This window comes from Undibacterium sp. Ji83W (assembly GCF_049340385.1).
Lineage (GTDB): Bacteria > Pseudomonadota > Gammaproteobacteria > Burkholderiales > Burkholderiaceae_D > Undibacterium.
In genome coordinates this window covers 14471-38630 of record NZ_JBMPOZ010000032.1, presented here as the reverse complement: position 1 = coordinate 38630, position 24160 = coordinate 14471, and the positions used below count along the sequence as shown (strand labels likewise).

At 51.9% G+C, this 24160-nt stretch carries 10 protein-coding genes; all 10 read left to right on the top strand.

The window, feature by feature from the left end; all coding sequences use genetic code 11:
• The first annotated feature begins 15 nt into the window (after window positions 1-15).
• The 10 genes from ACO0LD_RS29850 to ACO0LD_RS29805 all read left to right on the top strand — a co-directional run bounded on the left by ACO0LD_RS29850 (window position 16) and on the right by ACO0LD_RS29805 (window position 24149).
• Window positions 16-4200 carry a YhdP family protein gene (locus tag ACO0LD_RS29850; RefSeq protein WP_423012820.1) on the top strand — a complete coding sequence of 1395 codons (4185 nt, stop codon included), beginning with the start codon at window positions 16-18 and terminating at the stop codon, window positions 4198-4200.
• Between the two features lie 42 nt (window positions 4201-4242).
• Window positions 4243-5037, top strand: coding sequence for a carbon-nitrogen hydrolase family protein (locus ACO0LD_RS29845; RefSeq protein ID WP_423012818.1), 795 nt, complete (start codon window positions 4243-4245; stop codon window positions 5035-5037).
• A gap of 177 nt (window positions 5038-5214) precedes the next feature.
• Window positions 5215-6675, top strand: a complete 1461-nt coding sequence (tldD, locus tag ACO0LD_RS29840) for a metalloprotease TldD (protein WP_423012816.1) — start codon at window positions 5215-5217, stop codon at window positions 6673-6675.
• Between the two features lie 43 nt (window positions 6676-6718).
• On the top strand, window positions 6719-7486 hold the full coding sequence (bcsQ, locus tag ACO0LD_RS29835) for a cellulose biosynthesis protein BcsQ (RefSeq protein WP_423012814.1): 768 nt from the start codon (window positions 6719-6721) through the stop codon (window positions 7484-7486).
• Window positions 7487-7823: 337 nt separating this feature from the next.
• Window positions 7824-8315 carry a cellulose biosynthesis protein BcsD gene (gene bcsD, locus ACO0LD_RS29830; protein ID WP_423012812.1) on the top strand — a complete coding sequence of 164 codons (492 nt, stop codon included), beginning with the start codon at window positions 7824-7826 and terminating at the stop codon, window positions 8313-8315.
• A 41-nt stretch (window positions 8316-8356) separates the two neighbouring features.
• Entirely contained in the window at window positions 8357-9181 is an 825-nt protein-coding gene (gene bcsP, locus ACO0LD_RS29825; RefSeq protein WP_423012810.1) for a cellulose biosynthesis protein BcsP, read from the top strand.
• Window positions 9178-9945 carry a cellulose biosynthesis protein BcsQ gene (gene bcsQ, locus ACO0LD_RS29820; protein ID WP_423012808.1) on the top strand — a complete coding sequence of 256 codons (768 nt, stop codon included), beginning with the start codon at window positions 9178-9180 and terminating at the stop codon, window positions 9943-9945. The genes bcsP and bcsQ (ACO0LD_RS29820) overlap by 4 nt, the downstream gene beginning before the upstream one ends.
• Window positions 9946-14502, top strand: a complete 4557-nt coding sequence (gene bcsA / locus ACO0LD_RS29815; RefSeq protein WP_423012806.1) for a UDP-forming cellulose synthase catalytic subunit — start codon at window positions 9946-9948, stop codon at window positions 14500-14502.
• Window positions 14503-14659: 157 nt separating this feature from the next.
• On the top strand, window positions 14660-19180 hold the full coding sequence (locus ACO0LD_RS29810) for a cellulose synthase subunit BcsC-related outer membrane protein (RefSeq protein ID WP_423012804.1): 4521 nt from the start codon (window positions 14660-14662) through the stop codon (window positions 19178-19180).
• A 226-nt stretch (window positions 19181-19406) separates the two neighbouring features.
• Window positions 19407-24149, top strand: a complete 4743-nt coding sequence (locus ACO0LD_RS29805; RefSeq protein WP_423012802.1) for a cellulose synthase subunit BcsC-related outer membrane protein — start codon at window positions 19407-19409, stop codon at window positions 24147-24149.
• Window positions 24150-24160 lie beyond the last annotated feature (11 nt).

Here is a 24160-nt window from a genome sequence, read left to right as displayed (position 1 = left end):
AATTGAACATTAGCAATGACACAAGCTGATCAAGAAAACATTGCTAACAACGCAGCCGAGGACAACAAGCCTGGTCATTTCTGGCGGCTTTGTCGTTTTACCTGGCGGACCTGCGACAAGAGCCTGCGCTTCACGCTCAGGTTGATACTCGCATTGTATTTCCTGTTTTGCATACTGGTGCTGGTATTACGCTATGTGGTATTGCCCAATGTTGATAAGTACAAGCCTGAGATAGAGCAGGCAATTTCAAGCTCACTGGGGCGGCAATTACAGATTGCCAATCTGCATGCATCCTGGCAAGGACTCAATCCGCAATTGATGCTGGAAAATGTCGTCTTGCATGATAAGCAGGGCGGCCAGGCGCTGGTGCTGCCCGAGGTTTCTGCAACCATGTCCTGGTGGACGCTGGCAGTCGCGGATTTGCGTTTTGAACGTATCGTTATCAATAAACCTGCCCTCGATATACAGCGGGCTGCGGATGGCAAGATTTATGTGGGTGGTTTTCAAATAGATCCAGCCGCTGAAAGTAAAGGGCAGGGTCTGGATTGGGTCCTGGCACAGCATGAAGTCTTGATACGTAATGGCTCAGTGCGCTGGACAGATAAAATGCGCAATGCCGCTGAGCTGACATTGCCTGACGTCGATTTTCTTTTGCAAAACCAGTGGCGCCGACACAGGTTTGCGCTCAAGGCCACACCTGATATCAGCCTGTCTGCGCCATTGGATATCCGTGGTGATTTCCAGCATCCGGTTTTTGCCAAAAAGATTTCAGATTTCTCTTTATGGACTGGCGATCTCTATGCGGATTTGCGCCGTACTGACTTGGCTGCACTGAAGGCGTACATAGATTACCCGGCAGATGTCAAAAAAGCCTATGGCTCGGTGCGCGCCTGGCTGCATCTGGACAAGGGCAGGCTGGCTGATTTGACAGCTGATATGAGTCTGGCAGATGTTTTTGGTAAATTCCGTGCCGATTTACCAGAACTGGACATGGCCCTCGTCAGTGGTCGCCTGGTCGCAAGTGAAACCCAGACTTCCACGCACAAATTTCTGGCAGCGTTGGTGGGAAAAGCTGGCCACAGCGTCTCGCTCATCAATTTTTCCATGCTAACCCGTGATGGCAAGCAATTGCCAGTGACCTCCATCAAGGAGACTTTTACGCCCGGCGAAAAAGGCCAGCCCGAAAAAGTGGAGTTGTACGCCAAGACCCTGGACTTGCAGACCCTGGCAAATTTTGCCGAACATTTGCCTTTGCCTGCTGACCAGCGCCAGATGATGCTGGATTTTGCACCCAAAGGGCAACTCAGGGACTTTACCGCCAGATGGCAGGGGACTTATCCAGACGTCGTTTCTTATAGCGTTAAAGGACAGTTCATCGACTTGTCCCTGACGGCGCAAGCAGCACAGTTGGCGAGGGCGAAGACTGCGACTTCACCTGCAAAAGCTGCCGTACCTGCCATCCCCGGGTTTGAAAACCTCTCGGGCAGCCTGGAGGCAAATGACAAGGGTGGCAGTTTTATACTGGATTCAAAAGACTTGTCTTTGCGCCTTTCCAGTTATTTTGTTGATCCTGTCATGCCGTTCTCAAGACTGAACATGCATGCGCAATGGCAGTTTGTCGAGCAAGACAAGCTGGTTTTCCAGATTCACAGGATGGAAGCACAGCACGAAGGTATGCGTGCGGTTTTGTCCGGTAAGCACATCATGTCCATGCGCCATGGTGCCGATGCACAGCCGGGAGAAGTCGATTTGACGGGTAGTATTTCAGGCTTTGACCTGAAGCAGCTTGATCGTTACGTCCCTGCTGGTGCAGAAGAACATTTACGGCATTGGCTGCTGAATTCCATCCTGGATGGCAAGGCCAATGATGTCAGCGTACGCATACGTGGCGACCTGGCACACTTTCCGTTTCATAACACGGATGGTAAAAAAGCCCATAAGGGTGAATTCCTGATCAAGGGTAATCTGGCTGGTGCCAAACTCGATTTTTCTGCTGGTGCCCTGAATGAAGAGGGTAAGCCCTTGTGGCCAGTGATTGAAGATATCAAGGGTGCCTTTGTTTTTGATAAAGCCAGGATGGAAATTACGGGTGACACTGCCAGGACTCTGGGTGTGGATCTCAAAAAAGTCAAAGCGATTATTCCTGATTTATCCCAGCATGGTGCTACTTTAAATATTGATGGTGCGGTCAGCGGCAGTTTGCAAAGCATGCTGGCTTATGTCGGTGCCAGCCCGGTCAGTGGCTGGCTCGGGCATTTTTTGAAAGAGGCAAAAACCTCGGCGCCAGCAGCCTTGCAATTGAAATTGCAATTGCCTCTGCAGCATTTGATTGAATCTAAAGTTCTGGGCGTGCTGCAATTTGCCAATAATGATGTGGTTCTACAGCCCGGCATCCCTCAGGTAACGGGCTTGAATGGCAAGCTGGAATTTAACGAAACAGGCGTCAACCTGGGTATGCTGAAAGGCATGGTACTTGGTGGCCCGGTACAGATCACTGGCGGCTCGCAAAAGGACAATAGCGTCAAAGTCAAACTTGATGGCACAGTCACCGCCGAAGGCATACGCAAGATCATGCCTGTCAGCATGATAGATAAAGTGGCTGACCGTATCAGTGGTGCCAGCCGTTATACCGCCAGCATCCATGTGAAAAAGCGCCAGCCAGAAATCATCATTGATTCAACACTGTCAGGCATGGCATTGAATTTCCCTGCGCCCTTGAAAAAGAATACGGCAGAGCTCATGCCCCTGCATTTTGAGCTGATGCCACAGGCAGCTCAGGATGCGCAGACTTTGCGCGATGAAATCCGTGTCAGTCTTGGCAGTTCTATCAATACCAGATATTCCCGCCAAAAGCAGGGTAACGGGCCCTGGCAGGTAGTGCGCGGTGGCATAGGCGTGAATGCACCTGCACCTGAACCTGACAGTGGCTTGAATGCCAATATAGAATTGAAGTCCCTGAATATCGATGAGTGGCGTCGTTTGATGTCACCAACGGCTATAGTCCAGCAGGCAAATCCAAGTGCAACTGGTATGGAAAGGGATGGTGCAGAAGTTGACCTGGCACCCTATCTGGAGCCGACTACCATGGCGGCCAGGACGCCGCAGTTGAACATCATGGGCAAGCAACTGGAAAATGTCGTTGTCGGAGTCTCCCGTCAAAATAAAGTCTGGCAGGCAAACATACATTCGAATCAGGTGGCAGGTTACCTGAGCTGGAGCGATGGTGCGGGTGGACAAGGGCTGGGCAGCGTCACGGCTCGACTGAGTAATCTCATTATCCCGCAGTCGGCAGCTGCCGATGTCAGTGAGTTGTTGGAAGGGAAAAATACCACGACCCAAATACCAGGCCTTGATATCGTTGCTGAAAATTTTGAATTGTTTAATAAGAAGCTGGGTCACCTGGAGTTGCAGGCGGTGAATCAAATCATCAGTCAGGGTAATGGACGTGAATGGCAGATCAACAGGCTGTTACTCAGAAATCCCGATGCAGATTTCATTGCTAGCGGCAAGTGGGCTAGCCACGGTGGTGATGGACGTACCCAACTCAACTACGTGCTGGATATAACGAATTCAGGCAAGTTGCTGGAGCGCCTTGGTTTTGTTGATGTCTTGCGTGGTGGCAAGGGTAAGCTGGAAGGAGAAGTGCAATGGAATGGTCTGCCTTTCGCCATGGACATACCCAGCATGAGCGGCCAGGTCAAGATGGTGCTTGCCAGCGGGCAATTCTTGAAAGTTGATCCCGGTGCAGCGAAGCTGTTGGGGGTACTCAGTCTGCAATCTTTACCGCGCCGTTTGACGCTTGATTTTCGCGATGTGTTTTCTGATGGCTTTGCCTTCGATTCAATAGCAGGTATTGCCCACATACAGCAAGGTGTGGCAAAAACCGATAACCTCAAGATGCTGGGCGTGAATGCGACTGTGCTGCTGGAAGGAAATGCTGATATTGTCCGGGAAGCTCAAGACTTGCATGTGACCGTCATCCCTGTCGTCAATGTAGGCACGGCTTCAGTCGTTTATGGCCTGGCTGTGAATCCAGTGATAGGCCTTGGCACTTTTCTTGCTCAGTTGTTTTTGAAAGAGCCTTTGAGCAGGGCATTTACGTTTGAATACAAAGTCAGTGGTTCATGGAAAGAACCAACGGTGACTAAAATTGAAAATCGTGACAGTCAGTCAGCAATCAAGGCTGCAAGCAAGCCTTGAATCTTTGACGATGCCATCAACATGGGAAATAGGGGGATTGATATGAAGATCGCAGCAATACAAATGATATCCACACCAGGTCCGGTGGAAAATATAGCAACTGCCAGACGCTTGTTGCAAGAGGCCGCCGCCTCTGGTGCAAAATTATTGTTACTGCCTGAATATTGGCCTTTGATGGGTCTGCATGAAACTGACAAAGTAGATATTGCAGAAATGCCCGGAGATGGCCCGCTGCAGACTTTCATGGCCGACATGGCTGGCAGTCTGGGTGTCTGGCTTATCGGTGGCACTATTCCGCTGCAGTCGGATGAACCTGGCAAGGTACTCAATACCACGCTCGTCTATGATCCGCAGGGGCAGCAGGTCGCCCGCTATGACAAAATCCATTTGTTTGGATTTAGCAAGGGTGAAGAGTCTTATGAAGAAGCGCGCACCATCGTCGCCGGTAACCAGGTCGGCAGCTTTGATGCCGGTTTTGGCAAGGTTGCCCTCTCTATCTGCTATGACTTGCGCTTCCCTGAGCTGTTCCGTGCACTTGGGACGTGCTCTTTGATCGTCGTGCCTGCCGCATTCACTTTTACGACAGGCCAGGCGCATTGGGAAATACTCTTGCGTGCCCGTGCCATAGAAAACCAATGTTATGTACTGGCTTGTGGTCAGGGCGGCAAACATGTCAATGGTCGCCGCACCTGGGGCCATAGCATGCTGATAGACCCCTGGGGTAAAGTCGTCAATGTACTGGAAGAAGGCGAGGGCATCGTCAGCGGTGATATTGATGAAAGCCTGATTGCCAGCATACGCGAAAGCCTGCCTGCACTGCGCCATCGCAAGTTATGAGGCATGTCCATGCATAAGCGGATGTATAAGCTAATGTATCAGCTGACAGCATCCTGAGCATGCAGCCCAGCGATTCCCGTAGATGCTCTACAATGTAAGTGTATGCGCCTGTTTTTTGATACCAGATTTTGCTACCAAAGTGCGCTAATTTGATTTGCTGTATAAATAATTTATTCTATGACCCCATTTGAACCCGCTTTAAACCATCTTGCCGTTGCCCGCGATATTTTGCTGACTCCTTTTGGCCTGGACGAAGCCAAACTCAGCAAGGTGCTGGCCAGCATGTTTACCCACAAAGTGGATTATGCCGATCTGTACTTCCAATTCACCCGCAATGAAGGCTGGAGCCTGGAAGAGGGCATAGTCAAGACCGGTAGTTTTTCCATCGACCAGGGCGTTGGTGTGCGTGCCGTGTCTGGCGATAAAACTGCATTCTCTTACTCTGATGAAATATCCGAGCAAGCTCTGTTTGATGCTGCTAAGGCAACCCGTACTATTGCCCGCCAGGGTTCCGGAAAAATCCAGGTCGCATCCAGCCTGCAAGGTCTGGATAGCCGCTCCCTGTATTTGCGCGATGACCCGCTGCACTCCATGGATGCCAATCAAAAAGTCCAGTTGCTGGAAAAACTGGAAAAAATCGCCAGAGCCAAAGACCCGCGCATAGTACAAGTCATGGCTGGCATGGCAGGTGAATATGACGTGGTACTGGTAGCCCGCAGCGACGGCGTGATTGCTGCGGACATCCGTCCTTTGGTACGCGTCTCGCTGACGGTCATCGCAGAACAAAATGGCCGCCGCGAAGTGGGCACCAGCGGCGGTGGTGGTCGTTATGATTATTCTTATTTTACTGATGCGTTGCTGGAGCAATATGCAGATGAAGCTGTAAAGTCAGCCCTGGTGAATCTGGAAGCACGTCCAGCTCCTGCAGGCCCCATGACCGTGGTACTTGGCCCAGGCTGGCCTGGGGTATTGCTGCATGAAGCGATAGGACATGGCCTGGAAGGGGACTTCAATCGCAAGGGCTCAAGCACTTTCTCTGGCCGCATAGGTCAGCGTGTAGCTGCCAAAGGCGTCACGGTCGTTGATGATGGCACCATGCTGAATCGTCGCGGCTCTCTGAACATGGATGACGAAGGCAACCCTACCCAGTGCACGACATTGATTGAAGACGGTATCCTGAAAGGCTATATGCAGGACACCATGAATGCACGTCTGATGAAAATGCCGGTGACTGGTAACGCCCGCCGTGAATCCTTTGCCCATTTGCCTATGCCACGCATGACGAACACTTACATGCTGGCTGGTGACAAGGACCCTGAAGAAATCCTGGCATCTGTAAAAAATGGTCTCTACGCTGTCAACTTTGGCGGTGGTCAGGTCGATATAACGAATGGCAAGTTCGTATTTTCAGCCAGTGAAGCGTATATGATAGAAAACGGCAAGATCACCTATCCGGTCAAGGGTGCTACCCTGATTGGCAATGGCCCTGAAGTCTTGAACCATGTCAGCATGATAGGGAATGACTTGCGTCTTGATTCCGGTATCGGTGTCTGCGGCAAGGAAGGTCAAAGTTTGCCGGTAGGCGTAGGCCAGCCTAGTCTGCGCATAGAAGGTCTTACCGTTGGGGGAACTGCCTGATGGCCTGTGCCAAGCCATGTATTGACAAGCTGGGGATGCACGCATGATCGTGATTGCCATCGTCTCTGCGAAAGGCGGGGTCGGCAAGACCACGATCACCGCCAATCTGGGTGTCGGCATGGCGCAGCGTGGTTTTCCTGTCACTGTTATTGATCTCGATCCGCAAAATGCCATGCAATGGCATCTCGGTGGTCTTGACCAAGGCGAGACAAATGGCATCAGCCTCTTGACGGCAGCGCGTGCCAAACTGATGGATGCTTGTTACACCAGCCAGTTTGGATTGAACTTCGTCCCCTTTGGTAATGGTGGCGAAAAACAGCGTATGCGCTTTGAAGACGTGCTGGAACAGCAAGAACCCTGGCTGCGCAAGAAACTGCAGGCTGCAAAATTGCCAGCCAATGCCATCGTTTTGCTTGATACTCCACCAGGTCCTTCTGTTTATCTGAAACAGGCCATCCATGCAGCAGACTTTTTGCTGGTGGTGGTGCTGGCGGATGCTGCTTCGTATTCCACTTTGCCTGAAATGGAAGAATTGATTTCCACCTACGGCCACAGAAGTCAGGCTGACGTTGGTTCAGCCTATATTGTCAACCAGGGTTCGCAGCGGCAACTGGCGCAAGATGTCGTTGCCCTGATTGCCGACAGGCTGGGTGAACGCATGGTTCCCTTCATCGTCCAGGAAAGTCCGCAAGTCGAGGAAGCGCTCGCTTATGAGCGTCCGGTACTCGAATACAAGCCGGACAATCCTGCGTCTTTAAGCATACAAAAAATCATAGACTGGTTGCTGGCCGGATTAAAGAGCGGGCGCTGAGATTCAAATTGCGCAAGCTGGTTGAAATTCTTCCGCCTGTATCACTATCCTGCTGTTTTTTGTGGACGCACTTGCCTACATTGGTAAGTGTGTCGTGCTTAGTGAAAAAAGTAAGGAATAGTGCGGTTTTAGCTCTGCAATTGTGAAAATGGTTTGCAAAATAATTAAATTTTTATAAATGCTTGGTCTTATTATTAATTGTTGACATTTCACCATTCATATAGGCTGGACTAGCAATAAAGGCGAGTGGTAAAGTCGCAACGAATCAACACTCTCTATGATTTGCGTGTCACGATAGTAGCCATAGAGAAAAAGTTAACGCAAAGGTGCAATAAGCATGTCGACAAATACTATTCGTTATTACGAAGAGCAGCAATGCTCAGTCCAGTGGCGATCTTTCCTGGGAGCATTTTCTGCTGAATTCGCCTCCAAGGGCGAACCCGGAGATTTGCGTGCATTCATGCACCAATTGGGTCGTACCATGGCAGCAGGTTTTCATGTGAATGATGGCAGTAGTCTGCAAGCGCTGGAAGCATGCATGAATCAGGTCTGGTCAGAAATGAACTGGGGCTGGGTCGAGCTGGTGGAAGAGGCCGATGCCCTGGTGGTTGCCCATCATGCTTCGCCACTGAAAGTAGCGTTCGGCGAAAATGCACTGGACTGGTCGCCAGCTTTGCTGGAGGGTGTTTATGCACAATGGTTCGATGGCCTGGGCATGGACAAGTCCTTGCGCCTGACGCAGCGTGCCGGGGTTTTCGAAGATGGGCAGTTATTTGTATTTGATTTGAAGAAGCAGTCAGAAGAACCGTCTTATTTCACACGTCGTTAATTTGATCGTGACGCTGCAAGTAACCGGAACTGGTGGACATTATGGATGATGACGTAAAAAATCTTTTTCAGAAATTTGGACAATCAACTGATGCGTATCGCGAAATCAATCGTGATGCAGACAGTGAACTGGCGAGACAACGCTGGCCTTTGTTGCGCGATGTGCATTTGCATGCGGGGCCAGCACCCGCACGTGTACAACATCGTGAAGAAGAATCGGCTGCGCCAGTACAGTTGAATGACAGCCCGTTTCGTCCCGCTGCCGCGAAATCTGCGGTGAGCAGATCAACGGCAGTCAAAGCCAGCCCCGTACAAGCAGCGCCAGAGGTTCATGCAAATATCAAGCACAGCTCGCAATTGCCCTTAAAGCAAATGCTGATGCAAAAAGCTGCAGCCGAAGAGCAAGAACCTGATGTAGAAGCTGCATCACCATTTTTATCAAGAATTTTGCCTGCAACGACAAAGCAAAGCGCTGCGAATCAAAAAGAAGTTGTAAGCAGTGGCTTGTTTTCCAACAGGGCACAAGCCGCGCCTATACCCGCGCCTGCCCGTGAAGTCGAAGCCCCCGCACATGTTGCGCCAAGCGTCGCGCCGATTGCCAGTGCACGTAAGCCTGTGAACACTGCTCCTGCACATGTTGCTCCTGCTGCTACCTTCATACATAGCATACCTTCAGCACACGCCATGCCGGTGAAGCCTGTACAAGAACATGTTGAAGAAGTGCGCAAACCAGGCATAACGAACAAATCCGCAGCCAAAGACCAGCCTGTCAGTGCAGTCTTTGGTCGTCTGGCTGGCAAGCAGGAAGAAGCCAAGCCAGTTGATACGGGTACCAATTCATTCTTTAAAAAAATATTTAAACCATGAGGGTAGTTGCCGTCATTTCTCCCAAGGGTGGGGTAGGTAAAACTACCGTCACCGCCAATCTGGCGACATCCCTGGCTCGTCTTGGTCCTCGCATCACCATACTGGACCTGGATCCACAAAATGCACTCAGATTGCATTTTGGTATGGCACATGATGATGCCAGTGGCATTGCGCAGCAAGAAACAATGGACAGTGGCTGGGCAGATGTCTTGTTTGAAAGCGCCTATGGCGTTGACTTCCTGCCCTACGGTAGCGTAGATGAAGCTCAGCGCGCAGTTTTTGAGCAAGAGATCAAGGCCAATCCAAAGTGGCTGGCAAAACGGCTTGCTTCTTTGAACCTGGCAGAAAACAGCGTGGTCCTGATCGACACGCCACCTGGTCCCAGCATTTATTTACAGCAGGTACTGCATGCAGCTAATTATGCGCTGGTGGTGTTGAAGCCGGATGCTGCTTCCTACTCAACGATTCCATCCATAGAATCACTGATCGAATATTACTGTGCCGACCGCAAGGAATTTCTGGGTTATTGTTATTTGTTGAATCAGATGGATGCAGCAAAACAATTGAGCCGTGACGTTTTTGGCATGTTGCGCAGCAGTCTGGGAAAACGCTTCATACCGGTCACCATTCATAAAGATGAAGCAGTCAGCGAAGCACTGGCTTGCCAGACGCCGGTGTCGTATTACTCCCAGCACTGTTCTGCCACCCATGATATGCAAGAGCTGACGGCCTGGCTGCAAACGAATTTCAGATTGGTTGATTAAATGCGTTCGATACTTAACTCCCGATATCTCTACGGTCGCCTCAACGACCTGGGGCGTGCCATGGTCAACTGGCCGGGTTGGGAGCGCAAGACGCCACGCTTTCTGGCTTTGATGGTGGCAGTCTTTTTGTACTGGACCAGTATCAGCATACCGCTGGACTTGCCGCTGCAAACACTGTTTTCCATCATCATCTTCAGTACCGCGCTGTATCTGCGTCGTTATACCGGCACGCTTATTTCACTGGTGATGGTGATGTTTTCCATCAGTGCCACCAGTCGCTATATCTATTGGCGTATTACTTACACCATAGGCACTGACAATCTGATTGATCTGTTCTTTGCCCTGGTACTGATCATGGCTGAGGTGTATGCCTGGCTGGTGCTGTTGCTGGGGTATTTGCAAACGGCCTGGCCATTGAAGCGCAAGCCGGTGATGATGCCGCCAGATACCTCGACCTGGCCAACCATAGATTTGTTCATCCCCAGCTATAACGAAGACCTGGCCGTAGTCAAGCCCACCGTGCTGGCAGCGATGGGCATAGACTGGCCCAAGGACAAACTCAATATCATTATCCTGGACGATGGCCGCCGTCCTGCCTTTGCCGAATTTGCAGAATCGGTGGGTGTGCAGTGCTTTACCCGTGCTGATAATAATCATGCGAAGGCCGGTAATATCAATGCCGCCTTGAAGCGCACCACTGGCGATTTTGTCGCGATCTTTGATTGCGATCACATGCCGACGCGCTCGTTTTTGCAATATACGATGGGCTGGTTTTTGGTTGATCCCAAGCTGGCCATGGTACAGACACCCCATCATTTTTTATCACCTGATCCGTTTGAACGCAATTTGCAAACCTTCCGCAATGTACCGAACGAAGGTGAGCTGTTCTATGGCCTGATCCAGGACGGCAATGATTTGTGGAATGCGACTTTCTTCTGTGGTTCCTGCGCCATCCTGCGCCGCACTTATCTCGAAGAAGTCGGTGGCATTGCGGTTGAAACCGTGACTGAGGATGCCCACACCGCATTGAAAATGCAGCGCCTTGGCTACAATACTGCCTATCTGGCATTGCCACAGGCAGCAGGTTTGGCGACTGAGAGTCTGTCTGCCCACGTTGGTCAGCGCATACGCTGGGCGCGTGGTATGGCGCAGATTTTCCGTACTGATAATCCCTTGCTTGGCAAGGGACTCAGTTTTGGTCAGCGGCTTTGCTATAGCAATGCCATGCTCCATTTCTTTTATGGCTTGCCGCGCATGGTGTTCTTGCTGGCACCTTTGTCCTACCTGTTCTTTGAAGTGCATATCATCAAGGCCTCGGCCTTGTCGATTGCGGCGTATTCATTGCCGCATCTCTTGCATGCCAATTTGACCAACTCACGCATACAGGGCGCGCACCGGCATTCCTTCTGGGCCGAGGTGTATGAGGCAACGCTGGCCTGGTATATCTTCCGTCCCACGCTGGTGGCGCTGATCAACCCCAAACTGGGTAAGTTCAACGTGACTGCCAAAGGTGGTCTGGTGGAGCAAGAGCATTTTGACTGGTCTATTTCCAAGCCTTATCTGATCATGCTGGGCATGAATATATTGGGCTTCTTTGTCGGCATAGGCCGGGCGGTGTGGTGGAATACCTATGAGATGGATACCGTTATCCTCAATATGCTGTGGACGATCTATAACCTGGTCATCCTGGGTGCAACACTGGCGGTGGCCACAGAATCCAAACAGGTCAGGCGTACCCACAGGGTCAGGGCAGTATTGAATGCCACCCTGCGTTTGAATAATGGTCACTCCATAGTCTGTCGGACTGAGGATTTCTCCATGGGCGGCATGTCTTTCCGTGTACCTGAAGGTTTTCAGATGCACAAGGAAGAAGACTTGATGGTTTCACTGTATGGCACCAACGGGGAGTCAGTCTTCCCTGCCAAGACCGTGTTCTTCAAGGATAATCTGCTCAGTGTGCAATTCATGCCGCTGGATTTGCAGCAAGAAATGGATTTGATCAATTGCACCATAGGCCGCGCCGACGTCTGGCTCAGCTGGTCAAATGACAGGGATATCGACCACCCGCTGAATGGATTGAAAGAAATCGCATACCACAGCATGCGCGGCTTCAGCAGGTTTGGTACCAGTATCAGGCAATACGTAGCGGAAAGAACAGGGCATATGAATAAAATAAATGAGGCGTCCATCGTGAAAACCATAGTGACAAGTGTTCGGGCTAAATTATCGCGCAAAGGCAGTAGCACGGCTCTGGCCATCCTTTGCGGCCTGACAGGTGTAGTACATCATGATGATGTATCAGCCAAATCCAAGCATGCCAGCGCAAGCGCCAGTGCTGTGGCCACTGCCCAGCCTGTGGCGACTGACAAAGTGGCTCTGGAAGACTTGCAGCCGACTTCGGTGATCGGCGGGCAAAAGACTTATAACATCAGCCTGAAGGACATGATAGGTGTCAGCTCCAGCGTTGAATTGCGCGGCACAGAAGGCGAGCGCTCCTTCCCCTTTACTGTACGCAGCGATGAAGTGATTACCGCAGCCAAGGTCAAATATGGCATCGCTTATTCACCTGCTTTGTTGCCCGATCTTTCCCACATACAGGTGCTGGTCAACAATGAACTGGTCAGCGTGGTACCTTTGCCTAAAGAAACCTCAAAAGGTATCGTGCGTGAAGATGTCATCGATCCAAGGTTTTTCGCTGACTTTAACCAGCTCAGCTTCAAACTCATAGGCCATTACACCAGGGATTGTGAAGACCCTTATCACTCCAGCCTGTGGGCAAAGCTCAGTCATACCACCAATCTGGAACTCACGGTTTCTCCACTGACTTTAGCAAATGACCTGGGCATGTTGCCAGCGCCGTTCTTTGACAGGCGTGATAACAAATTGCTGGAACTGCCATTCATCCTGCCAGCGACGCCGTCACTGGAAGTCTTGCGCAATGCCGGTGTGGTTGCCTCCTGGTTTGGTCATCTGTCTTCTTACCGTGGTGCGCGTTTCCCTATCGAAGCCAATACCCTGCCACGTGGTAATGCTGTCTTGTTTGCCACTGCCAATGAAGCGCCAGCAGGCATTACTTTGCCAGCGATTGCAGGTCCGACACTGGCCATCATGGCTAACCCGGCCAATCCTAAAGCCAAGTTATTGCTGGTATTGGGACGTGATGTCAATGAGCTCAAGATTGCTGTGCAGGCGCTGACGATGGGCCAAATGGCCATGTCTGGTGAATCTGCCCTGATCAAGAATTTGAAAGAAATCGACCCACGCAAAGCTTATGATGCACCCAAGTGGCTACCTACCGACAGGCCAGTCAAATTTGGTGAACTCGCTGCTCCTCCTGCACTGAAAGTCAATGGCCTGACGCCTGACCTGATCCGTGTGAATCTGCGCGTTGCACCTGACTTGTTCACCTGGCAAAAAGAAGGTGTGCCTATCGATTTGCGTTATCGCTTCACGCCACGTCCTACCGTTGATAAATCGACTTTGAATATTGGTATCAATGATGAGTTTGTACGCTCCTTGCCTTTGTCCGGTGGTCAGGTAGAAAAAGGCAAGATCAAGGAATCGGTCATGCTGTTCTTCAAGGATGGTCAGCGTTATGCCCAGGATGAAATCCAGGTGCCGACTTTCCGCATCGGTGCAGAAAACCAATTGCAATTCCACTTCTTTTACGACTATCCAAAACAGGGTGCGTGTAAAGATGTGTACCTGGACAATGTGCGCTCTGCCATAGACCCGGATTCGACGATCGATTTCTCGAATATGCCGCACTATGCGGCCATGCCTAATCTGGCGTACATGGCGAATGCAGGTTTCCCATTCACCCGTATGGCAGATCTGGCACAAACCGCCATCGTCATGCCTGACCGCCCAAATACACAAGAGATGGAATTGTTCTTGAATGTCATGGGCCGCATGGGCGAATCCACTGGCTATCCTGTGCTCAATAGCAGCCTGATCCGTGGTGCCGATGTAGAAAAACATAGCGATAAGGATTTCCTGTTGATCGGTGCCAGTGGCAACCTGCCTTTGCTCAAGCAATGGTCAAAATATATGCCCATGAGCATGGATGAAAACGGCAACCGCCTGCAATTGCCTACCGGCTTCTTGCGTCTGGTGACACGCTGGGCAGGCCGCGACCTGGATACCATGGAACGTCATGCCGGTGAAATGCTGGCCAAAACCGGTAATGCTTTTGGTGCCATGATGCAGTTTGAATCGCCCTTGTCCAGCGGTCATAGTGTGATCGTCATGACCTCGGGTGACTCTGCCAGTTTGTCTGACCTGACCATGGGCTTGAACAAGGCTGATCTGCGTAGTAAATTTCAGGGTGACCTGGTTCTCATCAAGGGCGATCGTATCGCCAATGCACAGATAGGTGAAACTTATTATTCCGGTAGCTTGCCCTGGTGGACATGGATCAAATGGCATTTGTCTACCCAGCCTTTTATCATGATTATTTTCCTGATGCTGGCTTCGCTGATTGCTGCGACCATGTTGTTCCGCTTCTTGCGCAAAAAAGCGGCATCCCGCCTGGCGCTGGAAGATAAAAAGAAATAATTGAACTAAATTGAGAGGGGCAGCGTTCTATCTGAAGAGTAAAATTAACAGATAACGCTGCCCGTTCTTTTAATGTAAAACCTGACACAGTGCTGATTTTCTGAGGTGACGATAAAGAAGCTGACTCACAGAAAAAAGCGATCATTAGGGGAAGTAAATGGTCTTCAAGAAAAAAGCGATAGTATTTGCGCTTTTGACGGTTTTTTTTGAGAGCGAAACTGCGTTCGCGCAAACGGCGCTGACGCAGCAATTGAAAGAACAGGCACAGTTCTGGCAGCAACGTGGCCGCGATGACAATGCGGCGGATACCTGGCGCAAATTGTTGAAAGTCGATGCCAATAATATCGACGCCCTGATGGCCTTGTCCGTACTCGAAGCCAAGGCAGGTAATCCAGAGCAAGCTAAAACCTATTTTTCGCGCTTGCGCGGTACGCAGGCAAGTTCTGCCCAAATACGTAATGTTGAACAAGCGCTGCGCCAGGGTAGCAATGGTGGCGTAGGCCAACTGGAAAATGCCCGCATGCTTGCCAAACAGGGCGATACCGAGGCAGCAGTCGACGCCTACAAGCAAATAGGTGACCCCTCCAAACTCAAAGGTGATGCCGCATTCGAGTATTTCCAGGTCCTCGGTGGTACCAAGAACGGCCATGCCGAAGCCCGTAAGGGACTGGAAAAACTGATCAAGGAAAATCCAGGCAATAGCAAATACGCACTCGCCCATGCCCAGGTGCTGACCTACCGCGAGCAGAGCAGAGTAGAGGGTATGGCGCTGCTCGAAGGTCTGGGTAACAGGCCGGATGTCGGCAAGCAAGCCACAGAATCCTGGCGTCAGGCATTGAGCTGGATGGGAATGAAGCCTGAAAATGCCAAATACTTCAGTCACTATCTCGACAAGCATCCTGATGATCAACTTATCCGGGACAGGATGGCGGGCTTGTCCAAAACTGTGGTAGCACCGGCAGTACCCCCCACCGTGACTCCTGCTGCTACTCCGACTCCTCCGCTTGCTCATACCGTCAAGCCAAGTGAAAGCAAGGCTGCCGAGAAAATAGATAAAGCAGAGAAGATTGAGAAAGCTGAAAAAGCTGTACCAAAACCCAAGCCAGTGGCAGAAAATCCCATAGAGAAAAGCCGTGTCGCTGGCTTTAAAGCACTGGACGACAATCAAATCGAGGCCGCTGAAGCAGAGTTTCAGGGCCTGATCAAAAATTATCCCAAAAACCCGATAGGCTATGGTGGCATGGGCCTGGTCAAGATGCGCCAGGAAGAATTCATAGAGGCGCGCAGCTTCCTGCAAAAAGCCGTAGATTATTCTCCATCGCAATCCAAGGACCAATGGAAGCAAGCCTCTGACGATGCCAGCTACTGGGCAACCGTGACAGAAGCCAGGAATGCCTTTGAAGATGGCGACAGTGCCAAGGGTATAGATTTCTTGCGCAAGGCGATTGCCCATAATGGCAAGGAACCTGCCGGTATCTTGCAACTTGCTGATGCCTTACAGGCAGAAAATGATTTGAAAGGCGCTGAAGAAAATTATCGCCGTGTGCTCGATGCAGATAAAACCAATATCCGGGCTCTGGATGGTGTGATTGGCGTACTGGTTTTGCAAAAACGCATCACTGATCTGGAAGCGCTGAGCAGCATCATGTTACCGCGTCATCTGGCAATTATCGCTAACCTGAAGTCAGAAGATTTATGGAATAAAGCCAAGGCAGCCGAAGCTGCAGGTGACATCAATACAGCGCAAAAAATGCTGGAAGATGCCATCATGATCAAGCCGGACAATGCCTGGTTACGCATGGCACTCGCCAGGATTTATCTGAAGCGCGATATGCCAGGGCAGGCAAGGGCCTTGATCGAAGCCATGACCAATGTTGAGGCAGCTGATCCTGAAGCGCTATATGTCAGTGCCTTGCTCAGCGAAATGCAGCAACTCTGGTGGGAAGCATTGAATACACTGGAAAGAATACCGACAGCGTCACGCAAGAAAGAAATGGTAGACCTGCAAAAACGCCTTTGGATCAGGGTGCAGATAGACCGCATTACTTTGCTGGCAAAGCGCGGCAATACAGGTTTGGCCAAAGACATCCTGGCGAACGTAGAGCAGGTCGCAGGCAATGATATGGAATTCACCGGTACCATGGCGAATCTGTACATACAACTGGGAAATAAGGAACGCGGTTATGCCATGTTGCGCGAGGCCGTGCAAAACACCCCCAAACCGGCAGCAGGTTTGCTCTTGCAATACGCTGGTACGCTGATGCAGGCAAATCAGGAAGGTGAACTCGAAGCCACCATGCGCAGGGTCGCAGCCATGCCCAATCTGCAAGAGGCAGAAATTCTCGCCTTCACTCAATTGCAAAGAGTATTGGCCATGCGCTATGCAGAACGCGCCCGTGAAGCGGGCGATTATGCAACGGCCTACGCCTACATACAACCCATGCTGATCGCAACACCCGACGACGACATGTTGTTGCTGACACTGGCACGTATTTATACCGCAGCAGGTGACGCTGCATCTGCGCGGGAATTGTATGTCAAGGTTTTGCAAAACGACCCAGAAAACCCGGAAGTCTTGCAAGGCCTGGTGTACGCAGCAATGGAAGCGCGCGATCTGGAGAACGCAGAAAAATACCTGAGTGTGCTGCTGCGCCAGGAACCTGATAATCCGCGTTACCTGGCACTGGCAGGCAATGTCGCCAGGGCACAGGGCAATAACAGCCGTGCCCTCAGTTACTTCAAAAAAGCATTGGCGCTGGAGCAGGCACAAAAAACCGTGGTCGGTTCAGGCCCGAATGGTTTGCGTCTGGTGGATACTGCGCCTGCCACCACGGTGAATGATTTCAAGGTGAACCCTTTTGCTGACCGTAAATCTGGCGGCGTAGTTACCTCGCAACAACCGCAATTGAAAACGGTCGCGCCGACAGCAACGTCAGGGCCAGCTCTGAAAGAGGCACCAAACAGTAACTTTACCGGCGGTATATTTGCGCCAGTCGGCAAGCCACTGACTACGCCTCCTGCGCCAGCGGGTGTTCCACTGAATAATGTAGCGCCCGGCAGTGCAGTGCCCAAAACTATTCCAAGCTTACCGAGCTTGCCTGTAGCTCCAAAAACTCAGCCGGCTCCAGCCAGTGTGCCTGCGGGTTCTGCGCCGCCACCTGCCAATACCTTGCAGCCCAAGATGCCAACGGCAGTCGGTGCGCCACCAGAGCCAAACCGTGGTAGGTCGGATACCTACAGTAATGGCGCGACCATGCAAAGCCCTTATCCTGAAGGGCAAACCATGCTGGCCCAATACACACCAGCCAGCCCTTATGTGCCTCCCAAAGTCAGCTACACGGCGGCAGTGCCGGTGCCACAGCAATATGCTGTTGCTAATAGCAACAGCAGCAAAGCCAAGCCAGTCAAGGCAGCCAATGTGAGTGCCGAAGAAGCAGCTTTGTTGAAAGAAATCGACTCAATCAACGAACTCAAGCGCACAGAGGTTTCAGTCGAAGTCGCCACAAGAACACGCAGCGGAGAAAAAGGCCTGTCCGCGTTGACCGATATAGAAATCCCGATCGAAGCCCGCATCAACACCCTGGGTCTCGGCCAGTTCGGCCTCAAGATCATCCCCGTTGTAGTGGATGCAGGCACCCTGTATTTGAACGACCCCGCCATCTCAGGCCAGTTTGGCCGCAACGCCATCGTGGTAGAACGCGCCAAATACAGCAAAGTCCCGTTCACCACCATCGCCCGCCAGCAAGGTTTATCCAACGTCGCCACACTAGATGAAGAAGCCAAAGGCGTCGCCCTCAACCTCAGCTACGAAATGGCAGGTGTCAGAGCCGACATAGGCTCCAGCCCCATAGGCTTCCCCGTCCAGAACGTAGTCGGCGGCCTGCGCTGGAGTGGTAGCGACGATGGTGCCAGCTTAGGTATAGAAATCGCCAGACGCTCAGTCACCGACAGCTACCTCTCCTATGCCGGAGCCAAAGACAGTCTCTACGGACTCACCTGGGGTGGTATTACCCGTACTGGCGTCAAGATCGACACCTCCTACGATGGCGAAGATGGTGGCGTCTACGCCACCCTCGGTTACTACGGACTCACAGGTAAAAACGTCGCCAAGAATACCGAAGCAGAAGTTGGTGTCGGAGCCTACTGGCGCGCCTACAAAACCAATGACTTCAGCTTCACCACCGGGCTGGGACTCACCTCCTTCTTCTACAACAAAAACCTGCGCTACTTCACCTATGGACATGGTGGCTACTTCAGCCCCAAATCCTATGTCGCGCTCGGTATTCCTTTGGAGATAGCAGGACGCAAAGGCAGATTCTCTTATCAGCTCGCCACCTCGCTCGGTGTCCAGCACTTCCGAGAACTGTCCGCCCTGTATTATCCGAATTCAGCAGCAGACCAGGCAGAGCTAGAACAATTTGCCGCAGCCAACCCCGGCATCAACATCCAGACCAGCTACCCTGGTCAGACCAGGACCGCGTTTGCGTTTAAAGTGGGAGGAGCAGCCGAATACCAGCTGACCCCGCACTTATTCCTGGGTGGCAAGATCAGCGCAGACAACTCGGGTGATTTCAATGACACCTCGGCGGCTTTATACCTGCGCTATAGCTTTGAGCCACGCAAGCCACCGGTAGCATTCCCGCCTGTCGCTCCCAAGGCTTACTATCAGGGGAATTAGGCAGTAAAGCTATTAATACGAAAAATACGAAAAATACGAAAAAACCGCTCAAATCTTTCAGATAGAGCGGTTTTTTTATTGGATTTACAATAGATTTACAATTCCTGCCACACATACACTTCCTATTTAGCTTGGCTTACTTCAAAATGCTGGTGAAGTGAGTGTTTGTATATAAGACATCGCTAGCCAATACGCTCACCAGCCAAGAAGTGAAAAGGGGACATGAATGACTTTTAAGAAGAAAGCGCTGGTACTGGCGCTTTTGACGGCATATCTGGAAAGCGGGACGGCTCTCGCTAATTCCCCTTTGACGCAACAATTGAAAGAACAGGCGCAATTCTGGGCACAGCGTGGCAAGGATGAAAATGCGGCTGATGCCTGGCGCAAAGTATTAAAAATAGAACCATCCAATGCCGACGCCTTGCTGGCACTGGTTTTATTTGAGGCCAAGGCCGGTAATACAGCACAGGCGAAGTCTTATTATTCCAAACTCCGCGGTTCGCAAGCAACGATCACCCAACTGCGCACAGCTGAAAATGCCGTCCTGCAGGGAGGCAGTAGTAGCGGCGGACAACTGGAAGAAGCGCGCAAACTGGCAAAGCAGGGTGATGCCGACAGTGCAGTAGAAGCCTATAAGCAAATGGGCGACCCTTCCAAACTCAAGGGCGACGCCGCTTTCGAATATTTCCAGGTATTGGCAGGTACCAAGGCGGGCTATCCCGATGCCAAACGTGGCCTGGAAAAACTGCAAAAAGAAAATCCGGGTAATACCCGCTATGCATTGGCGTACGCACAGGTGTTGACCTATCGTGAACCGACCCGCGTGGAAGGTATGGCGGCGCTGGAGCAATTGACCGTCAAGGCGGACGTGGGCAAGCAAGCTGGCGATTCATGGCGCCAGGCCTTGAGCTGGATGGGCGTGAAGAATGAAAACGCCAAGCACTTCCGCCGTTATCTCGATAAATTCCCGAATGATCAAGTCATCAGCGAACGTCTTGCCAGTTTAAGTCACCCTGCCGCACCGGTAGTGCCAGAAGAAAAACCCAACCCGGCCAAGCTCATGGCAGCAGCCAAGCAAAGCACGGCAGTGCAGGCCGCAGCCGAAAGCAAGCAAAAAATAGAAGCTGCACCGAAACCTGAGGTTGTTGCCAAGGCCGAATCCAAGCCAGAATCTAAGGCTGAATCCAGGTCCGAGTCCAAAACCAGTAATAAGGGCGAGATACAGGCAAAGTCGGGAAGTGAAGCACCAGAAAAAGCACGCATCGCTGCGTTCAAGGCACTTGACGACAATGATCTGAAAACAGCGGAAGCTGCTTTTCAGGCTTTGATCAAATCGCATCCCAAAGACTCTGCCGGGTACGGTGGCATGGGCCTGGTAAAAATGCGCCAGGATGAATTTGTCGAGTCGCGCACGCTCTTGCAAAAAGCGGTGGAATTGTCACCTTCCAATCGCAAGGATCAATGGAAACCAGCCTTTGACCGTGCCAATTACTGGGGCATGATTGCCGATGCACGTACTGCATTTGAAGACAGCAATAGCAGCAAAGGCATTGCCTTGTTGCGCAAAGCAGTGGAAATGGACCCCAAGGAAGCGGTCGGCATATTGCAGCTAGGCGATGCCTTGCTGGCAGAAAATGATGTGGTCGGTGCCGAAGCAAATTTCCGTCTGGTATTGCGTGACGATAAAAAAAATCTGGGTGCGCTGGACAGTCTGATAGGCCTGTTGGCTCTGCAGAAGCGCATCAAGGATCTGGAAGAGTTGAGCGCCTATATGTCGCCGCGCCAGATGACGGTGTTGTCTGAATTAAAGGCAACGCAGCTATGGGACAAGGCCAAGGCGGCTGAAGCAGCGGGTAATATCGCCGTGGCGCAGGCCAATCTGGAAGATGCGGTGCTGATCACGCCTGACAACCCTTGGTTGCGCATTGCTTTGGCAAAGATTTATCTGGGCCAGAATGCCCCAGGCGCAGCACGTGCCCTCATGGATGCCATCGCCAATGTAGAAAATCCACAGGCCGAAGCCCTGTATGCCAGCGCCTTGCTGAGCGCCATGCAGCAATTATGGTGGGAAGGTTTGATAACGCTGGAGCGCCTGCCTGCCGCTGCCAGAAAACCGGAAATGTTCGAACTGCAAAAGCGTCTCTGGACCAGGGTGCAGGTTGATCGTCTGAATGTCTTTGTCAACCGCGGCGATACCGCAAGAGCGCGCGAATTGCTCGGTATCATAGAAAATACTGCCGGTAATGATGCAGAATTTGTTGGCATCATCGCGGCCTTTCATATGAAGGTCGGTGATCCTGCACATGGTTTGGCACTGGTCAAGCGTGCAGTAGAAAGCACACCTAATCCCCAGGCAGGTTTGTTGCTGCAATATGGCATGGCCTTGTTGCGGGCAAATCAGGAAGCTGAAGTGCTGGCTGTCATGCGCAAGGTTGCCGATATGCCCAAGTTGACGGCAGAAGAGGTTACTGATTACAAAGACTTGCAACGCATAGTCTCGATGCGTTATTCCGAGCGCGCGCGCGAAGCGGGTGACTATGCCAGCGCTTTCAATTTTATTCAGCCCATGTTGATGGCTGACCCTGAAGACAATTTATTATTGCTGGCTTTGGCACGCATCTATTCTTCTGCGGGTGATACTGATTCTGCCAAGGATTTATATCAACGCGTATTGCAATCAGAACCCGATAATCCTGAAGTCTTGCAAGGTCTGGTATATGCCGCCATACAGGTCAAGGACTTTGACACTGCAGAACAGCACTTGGCAACGCTGATGCAACAGCAGCCAGCTAATCCGCGTTTTATTTCCCTGGCCGGTAACCTGGCACGTGCGCGCGGTAATAGTGGTAAGGCTCTTGAATACTTCAGGCAAGCCCTGGCGCTGGAACAGGCGCAAAGGCCGGGTACTGATATGGGTGCAAATGGGATACGCCTGGTCGCGCAAGCCCAGCCAGGCAATGTCAATGAATTCAGCGTCAATCCCTTTGCTGACCGCAGCGGCAGAACGCAGACTGCAGTCGCATCTTATGCCACACCTGCGCCACAGGTACTGGCACCTAATCCCAGGAGCGCCATTTTTGCTCCGGTAGGTGTGCCTTTGCAGGCTGCACAGCCTCAATATATGCAGCCGCAGTATGCACAACCTCAATACGCGCAGGTACCTCAGCCAACACAAGCTTCACCGCAGTACGTGATACCGCAACTGCCAGCTACAACCATGGCGCCTGCACAAACCCGTGCAACGAATCCGGTGGTCGTTGCGCCACCAGCTATGGCGACTATTCCGCAACTGCCTGCCAGCGCATTTAATAAAGCGCCTGCACCTGTATCCGCACCTATGCCTGTAACTCAGCAAGCCTATGCAAGCAATGCAGTGCCTGCGGCAGTGCAGGGTGGTTCCAGCGGTAATGTCAGCAGTGGGACAGGGGCCGCTACTGTATATCAGATTCCACCGGCAAATTTGAGCCGTAGTCCGTTGACTCAAGCGGCACCTGTACAAGCTAATTTGTTGCAAAATCAGACTGCGCCCAGAAGTAATTACGATGCCAGTAGTAGCGGTGCTAGCAGTGCCAGCAATGCGCCACTAACACCTTATGTACCACCCAAGACCAGTTATTCAGCCGCACCAGTACCTGTGCCGCAACAATATGCCGCTGCCCCCGCTAACGTAGCCCAGGTAAGCAAAGCGAGGCCAGTCAAGGCAGCCAATGTGAGCGCCGAAGAAGCGGCTTTGTTGAAAGAAATCGACTCGATCAACGAACTCAAGCGTACAGAGGTTTCAGTCGAAGTCGCCACAAGAACACGCAGCGGAGAAAAAGGCCTGTCCGCGTTGACCGATATAGAAATCCCGATCGAAGCCCGCATCAACACCCTGGGTCTCGGCCAGTTCGGCCTCAAGATCATCCCCGTTGTAGTGGATGCAGGCACCCTGTATTTGAACGACCCCGCCATCTCAGGCCAGTTTGGCCGCAACGCCATCGTGGTAGAACGCGCCAAATACAGCAAAGTCCCGTTCACCACCATCGCCCGCCAGCAAGGTTTATCCAACGTCGCCACACTAGATGAAGAAGCCAAAGGCGGCGCCCTCAACCTCAGCTACGAAATGGCAGGTGTCAGAGCCGACATAGGCTCCAGCCCCATAGGCTTCCCCGTCCAGAACGTAGTCGGCGGCCTGCGCTGGAGTGGTAGCGACGATGGTGCCAGCTTAGGTATAGAAATCGCCAGACGCTCAGTCACCGACAGCTACCTCTCCTATGCCGGAGCCAAAGACAGTCTCTACGGACTCACCTGGGGTGGTATTACCCGTACTGGCGTCAAGATCGACACCTCCTACGATGGCGAAGATGGTGGCGTCTACGCCACCCTCGGTTACTACGGACTCACAGGTAAAAACGTCGCCAAGAATACCGAAGCAGAAGTTGGTGTCGGAGCCTACTGGCGCGCCTACAAAACCAATGACTTCAGCTTCACCACCGGGCTGGGACTCACCTCCTTCTTCTACAACAAAAACCTGCGCTACTTCACCTATGGACATGGTGGCTACTTCAGCCCCAAATCCTATGTCGCGCTCGGTATTCCTTTGGAGATAGCAGGACGCAAAGGCAGATTCTCTTATCAGCTCGCCACCTCGCTCGGTGTCCAGCACTTCCGAGAACTGTCCGCCCTGTATTATCCGAATTCAGCAGCAGACCAGGCAGAGCTAGAACAATTTGCCGCAGCCAACCCCGGCATCAACATTCAGACCAGCTACCCTGGTCAGACCAGGACCGCGTTTGCGTTTAAAGTGGGTGGAGCAGCCGAATACCAGCTGACCCCGCATTTATTCCTGGGTGGCAAGATCAGCGCAGACAACTCGGGTGATTTCAATGACACCTCGGCGGCTTTATATCTGCGCTATAGTTTTGAGCCACGCAAGCCCCCGGTAGCATTCCCGCCTGTCGCTCCCAAGGCTTACTACCAGGGTAACTGAGTCAGGGTAAC